General features: G+C 48.7%; 17 protein-coding genes. 14 read left to right on the top strand and 3 right to left on the bottom strand.

The annotated features are described in order from the left end of the window. Positions 1-27 precede the first annotated feature (27 nt). Complete coding sequence (locus RBH76_03915; GenBank protein WMJ84584.1) at positions 28-903, top strand: YitT family protein; 876 nt, start codon at positions 28-30, stop codon at positions 901-903. Between the two features lie 151 nt (positions 904-1,054). On the opposite strand, the gene RBH76_03910 is transcribed toward RBH76_03915, so the two are convergent. Beyond that, positions 1,055-1,459 carry a hemerythrin family protein gene (locus tag RBH76_03910; GenBank protein WMJ84583.1) on the bottom strand — a complete coding sequence of 135 codons (405 nt, stop codon included), beginning with the start codon at positions 1,457-1,459 and terminating at the stop codon, positions 1,055-1,057. 45 nt (positions 1,460-1,504) lie between these two features. Next, positions 1,505-2,050 (bottom strand): NADH peroxidase, encoded by a 546-nt coding sequence (locus tag RBH76_03905; GenBank protein WMJ84582.1) that lies wholly within the window; start codon positions 2,048-2,050, stop codon positions 1,505-1,507. Between the two features lie 210 nt (positions 2,051-2,260). On the opposite strand from RBH76_03905, the gene RBH76_03900 reads away from it, so the two are divergent. From RBH76_03900 to RBH76_03840, 13 genes are all read left to right on the top strand, one after another. After that, positions 2,261-2,503, top strand: coding sequence for a hypothetical protein (locus tag RBH76_03900; GenBank protein ID WMJ84581.1), 243 nt, complete (start codon positions 2,261-2,263; stop codon positions 2,501-2,503). Between the two features lie 246 nt (positions 2,504-2,749). Further along, a complete protein-coding gene (locus tag RBH76_03895) occupies positions 2,750-4,054 on the top strand; it encodes an amidohydrolase (GenBank protein WMJ84580.1) in 1,305 nt (434 codons plus the stop codon). 501 nt (positions 4,055-4,555) lie between these two features. Then, positions 4,556-5,896 (top strand): DEAD/DEAH box helicase, encoded by a 1,341-nt coding sequence (locus RBH76_03890; GenBank protein ID WMJ84579.1) that lies wholly within the window; start codon positions 4,556-4,558, stop codon positions 5,894-5,896. A 73-nt stretch (positions 5,897-5,969) separates the two neighbouring features. Continuing rightward, on the top strand, positions 5,970-7,034 hold the full coding sequence (locus RBH76_03885) for a toxic anion resistance protein (protein WMJ85194.1): 1,065 nt from the start codon (positions 5,970-5,972) through the stop codon (positions 7,032-7,034). Between the two features lie 29 nt (positions 7,035-7,063). Continuing rightward, positions 7,064-7,798: a TPM domain-containing protein gene (locus tag RBH76_03880; protein ID WMJ84578.1), complete on the top strand. Its 735-nt coding sequence runs from the start codon at positions 7,064-7,066 to the stop codon at positions 7,796-7,798. Positions 7,799-8,054: 256 nt separating this feature from the next. Beyond that, entirely contained in the window at positions 8,055-9,098 is a 1,044-nt protein-coding gene (locus tag RBH76_03875; GenBank protein WMJ84577.1) for an FAD:protein FMN transferase, read from the top strand. 26 nt (positions 9,099-9,124) lie between these two features. Beyond that, positions 9,125-9,643 carry a Gx transporter family protein gene (locus RBH76_03870; protein WMJ84576.1) on the top strand — a complete coding sequence of 173 codons (519 nt, stop codon included), beginning with the start codon at positions 9,125-9,127 and terminating at the stop codon, positions 9,641-9,643. A gap of 31 nt (positions 9,644-9,674) precedes the next feature. Continuing rightward, positions 9,675-10,982: an electron transport complex subunit RsxC gene (gene rsxC / locus RBH76_03865; protein WMJ84575.1), complete on the top strand. Its 1,308-nt coding sequence runs from the start codon at positions 9,675-9,677 to the stop codon at positions 10,980-10,982. A 24-nt stretch (positions 10,983-11,006) separates the two neighbouring features. After that, the gene (locus RBH76_03860; GenBank protein WMJ85193.1) at positions 11,007-11,921 is read left to right on the top strand and encodes an RnfABCDGE type electron transport complex subunit D; all 915 of its coding nucleotides are present in this window, start codon (positions 11,007-11,009) and stop codon (positions 11,919-11,921) included. Continuing rightward, complete coding sequence (locus tag RBH76_03855; protein ID WMJ84574.1) at positions 11,918-12,817, top strand: FMN-binding protein; 900 nt, start codon at positions 11,918-11,920, stop codon at positions 12,815-12,817. Before RBH76_03860 ends, RBH76_03855 begins: the two co-directional genes overlap by 4 nt. Before the next feature lie 4 nt (positions 12,818-12,821). Next, entirely contained in the window at positions 12,822-13,490 is a 669-nt protein-coding gene (locus RBH76_03850) for an electron transport complex subunit E (protein WMJ84573.1), read from the top strand. A gap of 3 nt (positions 13,491-13,493) precedes the next feature. Then, the gene (gene rsxA, locus RBH76_03845) at positions 13,494-14,084 is read left to right on the top strand and encodes an electron transport complex subunit RsxA (GenBank protein WMJ84572.1); all 591 of its coding nucleotides are present in this window, start codon (positions 13,494-13,496) and stop codon (positions 14,082-14,084) included. A 21-nt stretch (positions 14,085-14,105) separates the two neighbouring features. Beyond that, positions 14,106-14,903, top strand: coding sequence for an RnfABCDGE type electron transport complex subunit B (locus tag RBH76_03840; GenBank protein ID WMJ84571.1), 798 nt, complete (start codon positions 14,106-14,108; stop codon positions 14,901-14,903). A gap of 196 nt (positions 14,904-15,099) precedes the next feature. On the opposite strand, the gene RBH76_03835 is transcribed toward RBH76_03840, so the two are convergent. Further along, on the bottom strand, positions 15,100-15,519 hold the full coding sequence (locus tag RBH76_03835) for a hypothetical protein (protein WMJ84570.1): 420 nt from the start codon (positions 15,517-15,519) through the stop codon (positions 15,100-15,102). Positions 15,520-15,608: the final 89 nt, after the last annotated feature.

Genomic DNA, 15,608 nt, shown 5'->3' with positions numbered 1-15,608 from the left:
TGCAAGATAAGAAAGGAAGACAAGACCATGAAATTCACAAAGAGGCAGCTTTTTTTAGGCGTCAAGGGTATTGTGCTAGACGTTGCAGCCTCGACTTTTTTGGCAATCGGCGTTAAAATGTTTGCAGTTCCCAATAAAATAGCGCCAAGTGGGTTTACCGGCATTACAGTGCTGATTAACTATCTGACCGGTTTGCCGATTGGCTCTATGAGCTTGCTGATGAACATTCCGTTTTTGATTATCTGCTGGCGGGTTATCAGCAAAGATTTTGTTTTGCACACTATGCGTATGCTGATTGTTTTTTCGCTGTTGATGGACTGGGTGTTCATTGCACCGCCAGTCTATGCAGGAGATCCGCTGTTGGCGGCACTGTTTGGTGGCCTTTTTTCCGGAATTGGTGGCGGAATCGTGTTTTCTCAGGGCTCGTCGAGTGGTGGAACAGATTTAATAGTCAAGCTCATACGCAAGAAATACCCTTATGTCTCCACCGGCCAGCTTGTCGTTGGCATCAACGGTGTGATCATGGTTATGGCCGCGGTGGTCTACGGCAATATTGAAGCGGGACTTTATGGTTTGATCATGTCCTTTACCTCTGGTAAGGTTGTAGACACCATCTTAAACGGTGCCGATTCCGCCATGAGCGTGATGATTATAAGCAATCAGCCCCAGCCAATTTCTAAGAGCATTATTCATCAGTTGCACCGAAGCGCAACGATTCTTAGCGGGACCGGTGCGTATAACTTTGAAGATACATATGTGTTGATGTGTGTTGTGCGCAAAACTGAGTTTTTTAAGCTAAAGCGTCTCATCCGTGAAGCTGACCCGTTTGCGTTTGTTATTGTCAACGAAGCAAATCAAATTTTGGGCAAGGGCTTTCGTGCCATTGATTCGGCGGACTCATAAAAACAGGGATCAATCTCCATATAATCCTAAATTAAAGGCGGAATCCAACAGACTTGTAGGATTCCGCCTCAGTTTGATGACAATTCGATTAATATAAATACTTATAAAAAAGCCGCGCGGTCCATTTGGATCGCGCGGCTTTAAAAATGTACTATTGTTTTGAACGAATATGTGCGGCCACCTTGACGTCTTCTCGTTTAATGTGGCTGATCAGCCAACCGGCGACAGCGGTATTCACTTTACCTACCAAAACAATGTTGGGACCCTGTAGCTCAAGCTGATCCATTAGCTCACGAACCGTTTTCTTAAACGTTTCATGATATTGTTTGTGGTTGGTATAATCGGGGTATTGGCTAGCAAGCTGAAGTTTTTCTTCATCCGCAAAGTGCTTTGAAGTATAATCGTAAAGAAAAGAAGTGGTTTCTTTTAGCGCATCACGACCTTTGCCTTTGGCGCAGGCCTCCAACAAATTGTTAATTGCAATGAACAGCTGCTTGTGTTGTTCATCAATTTTAGCATTACCAGTCTCCAAATCGGTAGTCCAGCTGTATGCCATTTTTGACACTCCTTTTCTTTTTGTCTTTTTTATCTAAGCAGAGGATTAGTTGAAATATCTTTTCAAAAGACCCTCAAAACCGCGTCCGTGGCGTGCTTCGTCCTTGCACATCTCGTGCACAGTGTCGTGGATAGCATCGTAGCCAAGCTGTTTTGCGCGGGTAGCAATCTGCTTCTTACCTTCGCAGGCACCATGCTCAGCTGCAGTGCGAAGCTCAAGGTTTTTCTTGGTGTCGGCATGAACCACCTCGCCCAGCAGTTCGGCAAACTTGGCAGCGTGCTCTGCTTCTTCAAAGGCGTATTTGGCAAAAGCGGCCGCTATTTCGGGGTAACCCTCGCGATCGGCCTGGCGGCTCATGGCAAGGTACATACCAACCTCGGTGCATTCGCCGATGAAGTTGCTGCGCAGACCCTCAAGAACTTCGGGATCGCAATCCTTGGCAACGCCAATTCTATGTTCGTCGGCGAAGACAAGACCCTCATTCTTCATTTCGTTGAATTTGCTGGCAGGTACTTTGCATTGCGGACAGAACTCTGGGGGCTGCTCACCTTCATGGACATAACCGCAAACACTACAAATAAATTTTTTCATTTTTCGCTCCTCCACATTATATAATTGTTTTTTGATTAATGCAATATTTATTTTCTGCAATAAGCATACCACTATGGTGTGTTTATTGCAATAGGTAAAAATAACTGAAAATTTAGCAAATAATTGATATTTTTTTGAAATAGATGAAATTGAAATGTATAAAGCGTTGTTATGAACAGATAATAAAAACAAAAGTGAGGTGAAAAAGAAATGAACAACAACAACAACAATACTACACGAGGCGCACAGAGCAACAATTCGAGAGAGGCTCAGAGCAATACCCAGACAAATACCCAGAGCAACACCCAGAACTCTGTCAAAACCAACTACCAAACTTCCAACAGCAACAACTCTCCCAGCAGCACGAATAGCAATAGAAACAATTATCAGTCCTCCACACAGACTGGCAACCCCAAGGGCACTAACAACAAGAACGGCGAAAGCTGCAGATAAGTAATCATACGGATAAAAATGCCGCAAAGCCTAAAAGCTTTGCGGCATTTTTGTAAAAAGGAGCAAGTGGGTTGTTAGAAAATATTAATGAGGATAAACGTAGCAATATATTTTTCTGAGCATTTTTCTGAAATTTCTCTAAGTTGTGTTTTGAAAATGCCGACAGATTAATTTATTGCTGTTCGTCATGTGGTGTGTTAGAATAAAAAATACAATGCTGCAATTATTATAAGGAGGCTATCAAAAATGGGCTTTAGTTTTGAACGTATAGATATGGATGCTTTCACCAAGGATTTAATCTCCATGCGACGTGACCTTCATAGACATCCTGAATCAGGGTGGACCGAATACCGTACGACCGTTAAGGTCATCGAGCAACTCACCGCACTTGGCCTGAAAGTGACTTATGGCAAAAGCATACATACGCCTGAACACATGTATGGTATGCCCTCCGAAGAATATTTAAAGCAGTGTGAAGCACGTGCGGTTGCGGAATGCGGCAGGGAAGATCTGATTGCCGAGATGCGTGGCGGTTTTACCGGATGCGTCACCGAGATAGAGGGCGCTCAGCCCGGCCCGACCATTGGTTTTAGAGTGGATATTGATTGTAATGATGTAGCTGAATCAACCGATGAAGATCACCGCCCTTTTAAGGAGGGATTTGCCTCTACCCATGCTAATCTGATGCACGCCTGCGGACATGACGGACATGCCGCTATCGGTATCGGTGCGCTGCGGCTGTTGCTGGCTTATCGCGATCAAATCAAGGGTAAAATTGTCTTCGTGTTTCAACCGGCGGAAGAAGGTCTGCGCGGTGCCAACTCCATTGCACAGTCCGGTGTGCTCGACAAGGTGAATTATATGATTGGCGCACACCTTGGCCTTAAAAAGTGGGAGCTGGGAACTGTTGCCACCGGCACACACGGCTTTTTAGCCAGCACTAAATTTGATGTGACATTTCAGGGGAAGGCTTCTCACGCGGGCGCAAGCCCAGAGCAGGGGAACAATGCGCTGGCTGCCGCTGCAACAGCCACACTCAACCTCCTGGCCATTCCGCGCCACAGCGCGGGAAGCAGCCGCATCAACATTGGCACCCTAAACGCCGGAACCGGCCGCAACGTTATCCCCGAAACCGCGGTAATGACGGTTGAGACTCGAGGTGTTACCACCGACATCAATGCATACATGGCAGAGAAGGCCGAGCGCGTCTGTCGTGCCTCCGCCGATATGTATGAATGCAGTTATGAAAGCCGCTTTATGGGGGCAGCAGGCAGCGCTGTCTGCGACAAAGAACTGGTGGAGAAGGTTTCGGAATCAATCAGTGAATTGCCTGATGTTAAGGAAATTCACAAGGACGTCGATTTTGGCGGCGGCGAAGATTTCACTTATATGATGAGCAAGGTGCAGTCCCAAGGTGGTCAGGCGACCGAAATGATTATCGGTACCCCCTTGAAAGCACCGCACCACAACGGCCGGTTCGATTTTGACGAGGCGGCGCTGCCGCTGGCGGCGCAGATTTTCGCCAAAATCGCGCTGGATATCTGTAAATAACGAAACAGTTTGCTTTAATACGAGCAGCCGCAAAGTGCTACTGGCATTTTGCGGCTGTCTGACGCATAGGGGAAAGCAAGCGCGATCGTTTCATGCTTTCCTCTGCTAAAAGCTGATGTTTTTCCGGCAGGTTTTTAGCGGCAAGCTAAAGGTAATTATGCAGATACCACCCATCAATCCCAATAATTATAAAGGGAATCCTAAGGATTTTATCCCAGGTCATGTGTCAAGAAATATATTATGTATTCCAAAGGGAAAAGAAATAATTAGGCCGCTATATAAGCTATAAATTTGCTTGCCAATCCGCTCAATTTTTTTAAAGGAATATCGCCTAAAAAATGATTGACGCCAGTCGGCAAGATTAGCGTATTATCAACATTACGCTATTATTTATCACACAGTTGTGCTATACTATTAAATAATAATATTTGCACAGATTGCCTTGCGGCGTGAATATTTGCCGCCGTAAGAGAAACACAGAAAAAGGAAAAAACCTACTCAATGACATTTAAAGAACTGAATTTAATTTCACCTATTCTCGCTGCGCTACAAACACAGGGCTATGACAAGCCCACGCCGATACAGCAGCAGGCCATCACACCCGCGCTGGAAGGGAAGGACCTGCTCGGCTGTGCGCAGACCGGAACAGGTAAGACGGCAGCCTTTGCACTGCCTATTTTACAGCGACTTAACGCTACCGGCGCTGTTAAGAACAAGCGTAGGGCGCGCGCGCTAATACTCACGCCGACTCGTGAGCTGGCGTTGCAGATACACGAAAGCTTAATTGCCTATGGCAAACAGTTGCCCCTTAAAGGCACCGTGATCTTCGGCGGCGTTTCCCAGAATCCGCAGACCGAGCAGCTTGCACGGGGTACCGATATTCTAGTGGCCACCCCCGGGCGGCTGATTGACCTTATCAATCAAGGTTTTGTTGATCTTTCCGGTCTGGAGATTTTTGTTTTGGATGAAGCAGACCGCATGCTGGATATGGGCTTTATCAACGACGTTAAAAAGGTGGTGGCCCGACTTCCGCAAAAGCGGCAGACCATGCTGTTTTCTGCCACCATGCCCGCCGAAATTGAGCAGCTGGCAAACAGCATGTTGACAAACCCTGTCAAAGTGTCGGTAGCGCCCCCTGCCACGACGGTGGAGCTGATCGAACAGTCGGTCTATCTGACTGATAAAGTAAACAAACGAGAATTGCTTACTTGGATATTAAAAAATCATTCGATTTATTCGGCGCTGGTGTTTACCCGCACAAAGCATGGTGCGGACCGTGTGGCTAAGGCGCTTAATGGGGCGAAGATCTCCTCAATGTCGATTCACGGAGACAAGTCACAGGGCGCGCGGCAGCTGGCGCTGAGCAACTTTAAAAGCGGTCGGGTTCAGGTGCTGGTGGCTACCGATATCGCCGCCCGCGGCATTGACATCGACCAGCTTTCGCATGTTATCAACTTTGATCTGCCCAATGAGCCTGATACCTATGTGCATCGCATTGGCAGAACAGGACGCGCTGGTGCTGACGGCGTTGCGATGTCATTTTGCGATTTTGATGAGCTGGAGTATCTCAAGGATATTGAAAAGCTTATCCGCAAGAAGATTAGGGTGGAGCAGGAGAATCCTTATCCCATGCAGGTGTTCGAACCGGCACCCAAAAAGCCTACCAACATGCGCCGCAGAAACGACATGCCCAGACAGCAAGCGGCCCGCCCCACAAAACCTGCCCCGCAAAAAGCAGCGAAGCCCACCGGTGACGATAGGCCGTCGGGCCAGAGTGCTGCACCAAAGCGGGCTGGTTCGTCGCGCCGTAAAAAACATCGACCCGCTTCAAAGATGCATTAAGGTTGATGCATTAAACCGTTATCAATGCTGTTAGGAGGAATTGCGTGTGTCCAATAATCAACCAGAACAGGCTATCATCCCGACTGACCCCAGCTTTGCCGATGCCCAAAGCAACTTGCTTTCGCCAAAAGAACAGCAAATGATCAATGAATTCACACAGAAAATTGATCTGACCAATTCCAACACGGTCTTGCAATATGGTACTGCTTTGCAAAAAAAGATTGCGGGCTTTTCAGAAACAGCGCTCGAAAACGTGCGTACCAAGGACTTGGGCGAAACAGGTGGCATGATAACTGATCTCATTGCCACGCTCAAAGGCTTCTCTCTTGACGAAGAAAAGCCAAAGGGCCTAATGGGTCTGTTCAAAAAAGGCCAAAACCGCATTGATACACTTAAAATCGGCTACAATAAGGCCGAAGAGAATGTTGAAAAAATTTCTACCATGCTTGAGCAGCATCAATTGTTGCTGTTCAAGGACATTTCTACGCTGGACAAGCTCTATGACATGAACCTTTCATATTTTAAAGAGCTTTCGATGTATATTTTAGCCGGCAAAAAGAAGCTGGCTCAGGAGCGCGAGACCGTATTGGCGACGCTCTTGGAGAAGGCCAAGCTTTCAAATCTACCCGAGGACGCGCAGGCAGCCAATGATTTTGGGAACCTTTGCGACCGATTTGAAAAGAAAATTTCTGACCTTGAGTTGACCCGAATGGTGTCCATTCAGATGGCGCCGCAAATCCGACTGCTCCAAAACAATAACACATTGATGGTGGAAAAGATTCAATCCACTATCGTCAATACCATTCCGCTGTGGAAGAGTCAGATGGTGCTCGCATTAGGGCTTGCACATTCGCAACAGGCCATGCAGGCTCAGCGCGCGGTATCGGATATGACCAACGAATTACTGCGCAAAAATGCCGAAATGCTTAAAACCGGAACAATTGAAACTGCACGGGAGGCACAACGCGGCATTGTCGACCTTGAAACGCTCCAAAATACCAACACAATGCTGATCAGCACCCTTGACGAGGTGCAGCAGATTCAGGCACAGGGCAGGGAAAAGCGCCGCGCAATCGAGTCGGAGCTATTCGGCCTAGAGAGCCAATTGAAGCAAAAGCTGCTGGATTTAAAGGGCTGATAATGTATGACCAGGGGGAACACCTTACCATGAAGTACTGCCAAAAGCATTTCATACTGCCCGTTGTTGCCGCACTGCTTGCGGTACTGCTGTTACAGCCCTGTGCCTTAGCGGTAGATAATTTGGCAACTGAGCCGGATGCAATGGTTTATGTCAGCGATTTGGCTAATGTGTTGTCTGAAGAGGTTGAAGCGTCTATAGACGAAAAAAGCGCCGCTCTAGATGCGTTGACCGGCGCGCAGCTTGTAGTGGTCACCGTCGATTTCCTAGGTGGTGAGGCGATCCGCGACTACGCAGAGGGTGTATTCAACCGGCTGCAAATAGGGGATGCGGTTCAAAATAACGGGCTGTTGTTGTTGGTGGCAACCAGCGAGGAGAATTATTATGCCTTGCAGGGGCGGGGACTTGAAACTGCCCTGTCGGACACATCATTGGATAAGCTGCTTTTGAAAAATCTCGAACCCGACTTTGCCACCGGAAACTATGAAGTGGGCGTAGAGAAAACCTACGCCGGCCTTTTAGACGCGCTTGAAAACCTGTATGGTATAGACGATCAGGGGGTAGTGGTTGCGGCTGCAGAAGCAAAGGCGACACAGATTAAAATAGAAAATACCAACAAGCAAAAACGCGGCCTGTTGGCGGCCGTCGGAATTGTTTTGCTGATATTGCTGCCGACAGTACTGATTACATTATCGGCGAGTCGTGCCGCTCGGCTCCGCAAAAGACGCAGGGAGGTAGCCGTGCGCCAAAGAGCAGACTACTGACATTTGATGGATAGTTGTCCTAAGCTGTATCGGTTTTTAAGAAAAGTTAGTTGATTTTAATTATGGAAATTAAATAAAATGCGACTAAACTTTGATATTTCTGATTGGTATTTTCATCTATTCGTTCGGTAAATAACAAACTTCTCTTGACTTTTTAGTCAAAAAGCGATAAAAATAGTATGTGCGTCTTGCATGATTTAAATAATACAAGCGGCTTTTTTATCGTTTATTCATATAATGGGGAGCAAAAGCATGAATGAGAAAACCTAAATACTTTACAGCGATTATCATTGTGCTATGTACCGTCATGTTGTTTGGATGCACCGACCCACAAGATCAGACAGGAACTCGCTCTGTCGCCGGAATAGAGTTTGTCATGAACACTTGGGTTGAGCAGCGCTGGTATGGCAAAAACGCACAAAAAACCTATGACGAAGTTTTAGGTGCATTAAAAGAATTAGAGAGCAAGCTTTCGCTTTACGTAGAAGAAAGCGAAATTTCACGTTTGAACTCAGCGGCGGGCGTGCATCCCGTCGCCCTTTCGCATGACACTTATCAGTTTTTGCGTCAGGCGACCGACTATTGTGTGCAGGCGGATGGGTTGTTCGATATCACCGTTGCACCGCTTACATTGGTCTGGAATGTGAACAGTGAAAACCCACGTGTTCCCTCTGAGGAAGAGATTAAAGCAGCGCAGAAGCTGGTGGATTATCGTCGCATCATATTTGACGATACAAACAAGACAGCAATGCTTGCCGATGAGGGTATGCGCATTGATCTTGGCGGCATCGCTAAGGGCTTGGCTGCGTCACTAATGCGGCAGTACGCTGTTGAAAACGATGTTCAAGGCTATCTGTCCATTGGCGGCAACATGATGGTTCAGGGAAAAAAGGCGGACGGTTCAGATTATGTGATCGGCGTTCGCGACCCGAGAGGCGATGCTTCGGAGTTTATTGCTTCGCTATCGCTGGACGGGTTGACCATGGCCACCACTGGCGATTATGAACGCTATTTTGAACAGGATGGCGTAAAGTATCATCATGTGATGGATCCTTTTACAGGCTATCCTTCTGCGACCGATCTGATTTCGGTGACGGTGGTGTCTGAAGACGGCACGCTGGCGGATTACCTTTCTACCCTGATTTTTATGCGGGGCAGTGTTGCGCTCTGCGAATATCTGGAGCGTAATGACTGTATGGTTCTGGCCGTGACAAAAGATTTTGAGGTTTACGCCTCAAGATCGCTGCAGGAGAGACTGACCGTTAACACACAAAAAACTGCTTATAAATTTAATTTTTAAGATAATATCGAGAGGAGAGAATGCCGGTGCCGCCAAAACACCGATCCGCCTATAAGGTGGCCTTTCCTGGCCTGATGCTGGCGCTTGCACTGGGGCTTTCTTTCTTTGAGTCAATGATGCCTGCACTGCCGTTTTTACCGGTTGGTGTCAAACTGGGGCTTTCAAACATTGTGACGATGTACTGTTTGTTTTTTCTCGACGCTAAAACGGCGTTTGCCGTTGCAGTACTCAAGTCGCTCTTCGTGCTGCTCTCCCGCGGCGTAATCGGCGCTGCGTTGAGCCTTTCTGGCGGATTGTGTTCAGTTTGCCTTATGCTGCTCTTTCGAAAGGTACCGGGGCTGGGCGATCATATCATCAGCATTGTTGGGGCGATCTCGCATAATGTTGGTCAGCTTGTTTTAGCCAGCATCATTTTAAAATCGGTCTACACATTTTATTATCTACCCGTCATGATTCTGTCCGGTGTAGGCATGGGTCTTATCACGGGAATTTTACTTCGGTTAGTTATGCCCTACTTGAAAAACGTCAATAGGGCAATCAAATAACAACACTTTTTAAGTATTGGGGGAAACATCAGTGTCTATTAAAAGACTGAGCGGTGTCCATGCGCCTCACCACAAGAACACCGCAGAGTGCGCACCACAGCGCATTCCGACTCCCGACAAGGTCATTATTCCGATGAATATGCACATCGGAGCGCCATCTACGCCTGTAGTCAAGGCGGGCGATCTTGTTAAAGTCGGTCAGGTGATCGGTGAAGCAGCGGGATTTGTCAGCGTGCCCGTTCATGCCAGTGTATCCGGAAAGGTTGTCAAGATTGACGAGCTGCTAATGGCTAACGGTGCGAAGGCGAAGGCTGTCGTCATCGAGGCCGACGGTCTGCAGGAAGTTGCCGAGACAGTCGTCCCGCCCACAGTGGAGACCACTGAGCAGTTTTTGGCTGCTGTACGTGCCAGCGGATTGGTTGGCTTAGGCGGCGCGGGCTTTCCGACGGTGGTCAAGCTGTCGGTCAAGAACCCGAATTCTATCGACTATCTTCTCATCAACGGCGCGGAGTGTGAGCCTTACATAACCTCCGATCTGCGCACGATGATCGATGATTGTGAGCACATTATCAAGGGTGCTGCACTCATTAAAAAATTTGTTGGTCAGAAAAAGACCATCATTGGCATTGAGGACAACAAGCCTGAAGCCATCAAGCTGTTCCAGGAGAAGACTGCGAACGATCCCGACTTTGAGGTCATGGCGATGCCTTCTCTCTACCCACAGGGCGGTGAAAAGGTGCTCATTCACAACGCCACTGGCCGCGACGTGCCCGAGGGCAAGTTACCGCTGGACGTGGGCTGCATTGTCATCAACGTTACGACGTTAGCCTTCATTTCCAAGTATATTGAAACCGGCATGCCGCTGATTGAAAAGTGCCTGACCGTCGATGGCTCCGCCGTTGCCAAGCCGGGTAATGTTATTGCGCCCATCGGCACCCCCATTGCCAAAATATTTGAATTTTGCGGCGGCTACAAGGCCGAGCCTAGAAAAATTCTCTATGGCGGCCCGATGATGGGCATCTCGGTACCCAGCGATGAGGTTCCGCTGCTCAAGAACAACAACGCTGTGCTGGCCTTTGCCGAAAAAGAAGCCACTTTGGCTCCTACTACCGCCTGCATCAAGTGCGGTCGCTGCGTGGCAGCTTGCCCGGTTGGCCTTATGCCGGCGACCATTGAGCATGCATTCAAGATCAAAAATGTCGATATGCTCAACGAGCTCAAGGTCATGCTCTGCATGGAGTGCGGCTGTTGCTCGTTCGTATGTCCGGCGAAACGCGAACTCGTTCTGACCAACAAGCTTGCTAAGGCGATGGTCAGAGAAGCTTCGCAGAAAAAGTAAGGGGTGAAAACAGTGAGTAATCCAATGATCGTAACCTGCTCTCCGCACATTCGTCACCAAGATACCACCAAGTCGATCATGCGCGATGTGCTTATTGCACTTGCTCCTGCACTGTTGGTTTCTGTTTTCGTTTTCGGTGTGCACGCACTGGTTCTCGTCGCTGTCTGCGTTGCTTTTGCAGTTGGCGCTGAATATGTGTTTGAAAAAGCCTGCGGCAAGCCCATCACCATCGGCGATTATTCCGCCGTTGTTACCGGCTTATTGCTTGCATATAACCTGCCGCTCGGCCTCCCGCTGTGGATGGCTGCATTTGGCTCCATTGTGGCCATCATCTTTGCCAAGCAGTTGTTTGGCGGCATCGGCCAGAACTTTGCAAACCCTGCCATCACCGCGCGTATCGTATTGCTGATCTCCTTTACCGGTCCGATGACCGATTGGGTGACCGGCTATCCTGATACCGTTGCCGGTGCGACGCCCCTGACGCTGATGGCTACCGGCCAGACCGACAAAATGCCTTCCATCGCCCAAATGGCACTGGGACAGATTGGCGGTTGTATCGGTGAAGTCAGTGCGGTTGCACTACTTATCGGCTTTGCCTATCTGCTCTACCGCAAGGTTATTACCTGGCACATCACCATTTCGTTTATTGCCACCGTTGCGGTACTTACTGCGCTTCTTGGCCAGAACCCGGTTTATCACATGCTGACTGGCGGCCTGATGCTGGGTGCTATCTTTATGGCGACCGACTACAGCACCTCGCCCCAGACACCTAAGGGCCGTGTGATCTTTGGTATTGGCTGCGGCATTTTAACAGTGCTGATTCGTGTGTACGGCAATTATCCCGAGGGCGTTTCCTTCGCGATTCTGCTGATGAATATTATAGCTCCGCACATCTCGAACTATACCCGGAATAAAGCTTTGGGAGGTGCCGCAAAATGAGCAACGCAAAAAATGATTTTGTACTGCCAATTGTTGTTCTTACTGTTATTTGCCTGGTTATAACCACCGCATTGGCGTTTACCGAGCAGGCAACCACCCCGATTATTAAAGCGACTGAAAAGGCCAATGCTGAGGCTGCCAGAAGAGAAGTACTGCCTGCAGCAGACGGCTTTGAGCTGCTCGAGCTTTCCGATCTTCCCGAGGGTGTCACCGAGGTCTATAACGCCACCAACGGTACCGGTACGGTCGTTATGGCCGAGGGTAAAGGCTACGGTGGCGTCATGAAGGTTATCGTTGGTATTGATGCTGATGGCAAGATCACCGGCACTAAGACCCTTTCTCACGGCGAAACTGCAGGCTTAGGTTCAAAAGCAGCCGAGCCGAAGTTCCAAAGCCAGTTCCCCGGTCAGGATGAGAGCCTCTCAGGTGTCTCGGTTATCAGCGGCGCGACCATTTCTTCCAAGTGCTTTATCGGCGCAGTAGAAAAGGCGTTTGAGGCGCAGAAAATTGCGCTGGGTGGCACTGTTGAGAACCCACTAGAGATTAAGATGCTGCAGTGTTATCCCAACGCCGAGTTTAAAGAAGTGACAGGCGGCATTCATTGCGGCGCTGCCGGCAATGTCGTGCTTGTGACTACCAAGGGCTACGGCGGCGATCTGACCATTGCGGTGTTGTTTGACGGCAGCGACAAGGTTATTGATGTGGTCGTCGTAAAAAGCTCCGAGACCGAAGGCCTCGGCAGCAAGATCGCTGAGGAAGCCTTTACTTCACAGTTCGTTGGCAAAACTTCTGCCGACGGCATAGACAATATTGCGGGTGCAACCGTTTCGTCTAAGGCTTTTAAAGAGGCTTTTAACGCGGCAGTCGCAAACCTCGCCGTAGTAAAGGGGGCTTAAAGCAATGAATAAACTTAACAACCTCACCAGAGGTATTATTAAAGAAAACCCCGTTCTGGTGCTGCTGCTGGGTACCTGCCCGATGCTGGCTGTCAGTACGCAGGCCAAGAACGCAATCGGTATGGGCCTTGCCGCTACTGTGGTTTTAGTTTGCTCTAACATTGTTATTTCTGCATTGCGTAAAATCATTCCAGACAAGGTCCGTATCCCGTCTTATATCGTTGTTATTGCAGGCTTCGTTACGTTGGTTCAGATGGTTGTCAAGGCTTACGCGCCCGCGCTGGATGCAGCACTGGGCATCTATCTGCCTCTGATCGTTGTTAACTGCATCATTCTCGGTCGTGCCGAGATGTTCGCTTCAAAGAATGGTATTGTTGATTCGGCGCTTGATGGCATCGGCATGGGTATCGGCTTTACGCTGGCACTGCTGCTGATGGCTACCATCCGCGAAATCTTTGGCGCCGGCAGCTGGATGGGCATTCGACTCGTCTCTGAAGAGGCGCGCACCATCTCGATTATGGGCCTTGCGCCCGGCGGCTTCTTCGTCTTCGGCGCGCTGATTGCGTTGGTCAACAAGATCAGTAAGGGTAAGGCGATCAAGAAGAAGGAATTCGGTTGTGCTGGCTGCGATTCCGAAGAAGCATGCGGCGAAGATGCGAAGGGAGCGTGCTAATCGATGAAGGAATTTGCTATTATCATCATGAGCGCCGTGCTCGTTAATAACTATGTTCTCGCTAAATTCCTTGGCATCTGCCCCTTTTTGGGCGTTTCCAAGAAACTGGATTCGGCTGTTGGCATGTCGATGGCCGTTATCTTTGTTATGATGATGGCTACCGCTGTTACTTATCCGATTCAGACTTATCTGCTGGATCCAAATGGCCTGGGCTATCTGCAAACCATCGTGTTTATTCTGGTTATTGCAGCACTGGTTCAGCTGGTTGAAATCGTGCTCAAGAAGTATGTACCCGCACTGCATAAAGCGCTGGGCGTTTACCTCCCGCTGATTACCACCAACTGCGCTGTGCTTGGCGTTACCATCCTGAACATTGACAGCGGTTTTAATTTCGCCAAGTCTATGGCGAACGCGTTTGGCTCAGGTCTTGGCTTTTTGCTGGCCATGGTGCTGTTCTCCGGCGTTCGTTCTAGAATCGAAGGCTGCGACGCGCCCGAATCTTTTCAGGGTATTCCGATTACACTGGTTGCCGCTTCCATTACTTCGGTCTCCTTCATGGGATTCGTGGGCGTGGTTGAAAACCTGTTCCGATAATTTGAGAATGGAGATGAGACTATGAATGGAATCGTTTTGGCGATTGTTGCCGTTTCTGCGATCGGACTGATTGCCGCTGTGATCCTTGCAGTTGCGTCTAAAGTTATGGCCGTACCGGTTGATGAGCGTTTCGGCCCTGTCCGCGAATGTCTCCCCGGGGCCAATTGCGGCGCCTGCGGCTATGCCGGTTGTGACGCTTACGCACAGGCGCTGGTTTCCGGCGAATGTACTAATGGCAGCCTGTGCATCCCCGGCGGTGCTGACTCGGCCAAGGGCATTGGCGAAGCGCTTGGTCTTGCTGTTGAAGATGTAAAGCCCATGGTGGCCGCTGTCAAGTGCAACGGCACCTGTGACAACACTTTTGACAAGCTTGAGTATCAGAGCGCTAAGACCTGCAAGGGTGCCAAGCTTTTCTTCGGTGGTAAGGGAACCTGTACCTATGGCTGCATGGGCTTGGGCGATTGCGCCGATGTGTGCCCTGTAAATGCGATTGATATGGTTAACGGCATTGCCCATATCGACACCGATCTTTGCATCGGTTGCGGCCTGTGTGCTAAAACCTGCCCGAACAATGTCATCGAGGTTATTCCCTTTGATTACAAAATTCATGTCACCTGTAATTCTAAGGATAAAGGTGCAGTTGCCATGAAGAACTGCAAAGTCAGCTGCATCGGCTGTATGAAGTGCCAGAAGGCTTGCCAGTACGACGCAATCACGGTTGTCGATAGCCTTGCGCATATCGATCAGGAAAAGTGCACCGCCTGTGGCGCCTGTGTTGAGCAGTGCCCGAAAAAGTGCATTCACATTGTGAAAAAATAGATGTGTTAAACGCATCAAAGAAAGCGGGGCGTCCTTAGTGATGCCTCGCTTTAATATTTGGAAGAAGTTCAGCTCAGGCTGGACTTTTTTGTGCGCCAGTACAAAACATAATTTAATAAGAGAATGACAGAAGCCAAGCTAATACCGCATTCCTTCTAAAACACGAAGCCCTAAATTTAAAGTAAGCACTTGACGCTTATAATAAAGGAAGCTCTTCGATTTCGAGTGCTTCCGGTTCGCTAAGGAACCGAGGGGCTATTGCGGTAAGGTCATATAATCGCAGTGCAGACGCGACAAGCACCAAAAACGATGCCATCAAATTCACCTTGCCAGAAAGGCCATCACAAGGTGTAACTGCTTCGTTCAGTGTTTGTATAGATAAAAGAAAAAAATAGATTAATGCTACAAAAACGATAATGCCAGCAGCTGTTCTTGTTTTTAATAAAGAAAATTCTTCACAGTTGTCCAAGGTTAAAGTTCCTGCAAGATTTTCTCGAAGAATGCAGGAGACAGCCATCGCAATAATACCGGACATCAGTGCCATTGCCTGAAAAACAAGCGAGGTGTCAACAACTTCCAATTCTTCGCTCAAGGGAATGTCTGGGGTAATAGGCAAGCGCATCTCCCCCTGTGCATAAATTTTGCTATCGTTATATCATACTCTTTATGCGGTTTTAATGTCACGGTGGTAGTATAAAAGTGCCG

This window comes from Oscillospiraceae bacterium MB24-C1, assembly GCA_030913685.1.
GTDB lineage: Bacteria > Bacillota > Clostridia > Oscillospirales > Ruminococcaceae > Yanshouia.
Note: the sequence above shows the minus strand (reverse complement) of the source record. Positions and strands in the feature narration are given on the sequence as shown.

Excerpts from the sequence above, each read along its gene's own strand:
- RBH76_03915 (WMJ84584.1), top strand. The coding sequence starts at position 28 with ATGAAATTCACAAAGAGGCAGCTTTTTTTAGGCGTCAAGGGTATTGTG.
- RBH76_03910 (WMJ84583.1), bottom strand. The coding sequence starts at position 1,459 with ATGGCATACAGCTGGACTACCGATTTGGAGACTGGTAATGCTAAAATT.
- RBH76_03905 (WMJ84582.1), bottom strand. The coding sequence starts at position 2,050 with ATGAAAAAATTTATTTGTAGTGTTTGCGGTTATGTCCATGAAGGTGAG.
- RBH76_03900 (WMJ84581.1), top strand. The coding sequence starts at position 2,261 with ATGAACAACAACAACAACAATACTACACGAGGCGCACAGAGCAACAAT.
- RBH76_03895 (WMJ84580.1), top strand. The coding sequence starts at position 2,750 with ATGGGCTTTAGTTTTGAACGTATAGATATGGATGCTTTCACCAAGGAT.
- RBH76_03890 (WMJ84579.1), top strand. The coding sequence starts at position 4,556 with ATGACATTTAAAGAACTGAATTTAATTTCACCTATTCTCGCTGCGCTA.
- RBH76_03880 (WMJ84578.1), top strand. The coding sequence starts at position 7,064 with ATGAAGTACTGCCAAAAGCATTTCATACTGCCCGTTGTTGCCGCACTG.
- RBH76_03875 (WMJ84577.1), top strand. The coding sequence starts at position 8,055 with ATGAGAAAACCTAAATACTTTACAGCGATTATCATTGTGCTATGTACC.
- RBH76_03860 (WMJ85193.1), top strand. The coding sequence starts at position 11,007 with ATGATCGTAACCTGCTCTCCGCACATTCGTCACCAAGATACCACCAAG.
- RBH76_03855 (WMJ84574.1), top strand. The coding sequence starts at position 11,918 with ATGAGCAACGCAAAAAATGATTTTGTACTGCCAATTGTTGTTCTTACT.
- RBH76_03850 (WMJ84573.1), top strand. The coding sequence starts at position 12,822 with ATGAATAAACTTAACAACCTCACCAGAGGTATTATTAAAGAAAACCCC.
- rsxA (WMJ84572.1), top strand. The coding sequence starts at position 13,494 with ATGAAGGAATTTGCTATTATCATCATGAGCGCCGTGCTCGTTAATAAC.
- RBH76_03840 (WMJ84571.1), top strand. The coding sequence starts at position 14,106 with ATGAATGGAATCGTTTTGGCGATTGTTGCCGTTTCTGCGATCGGACTG.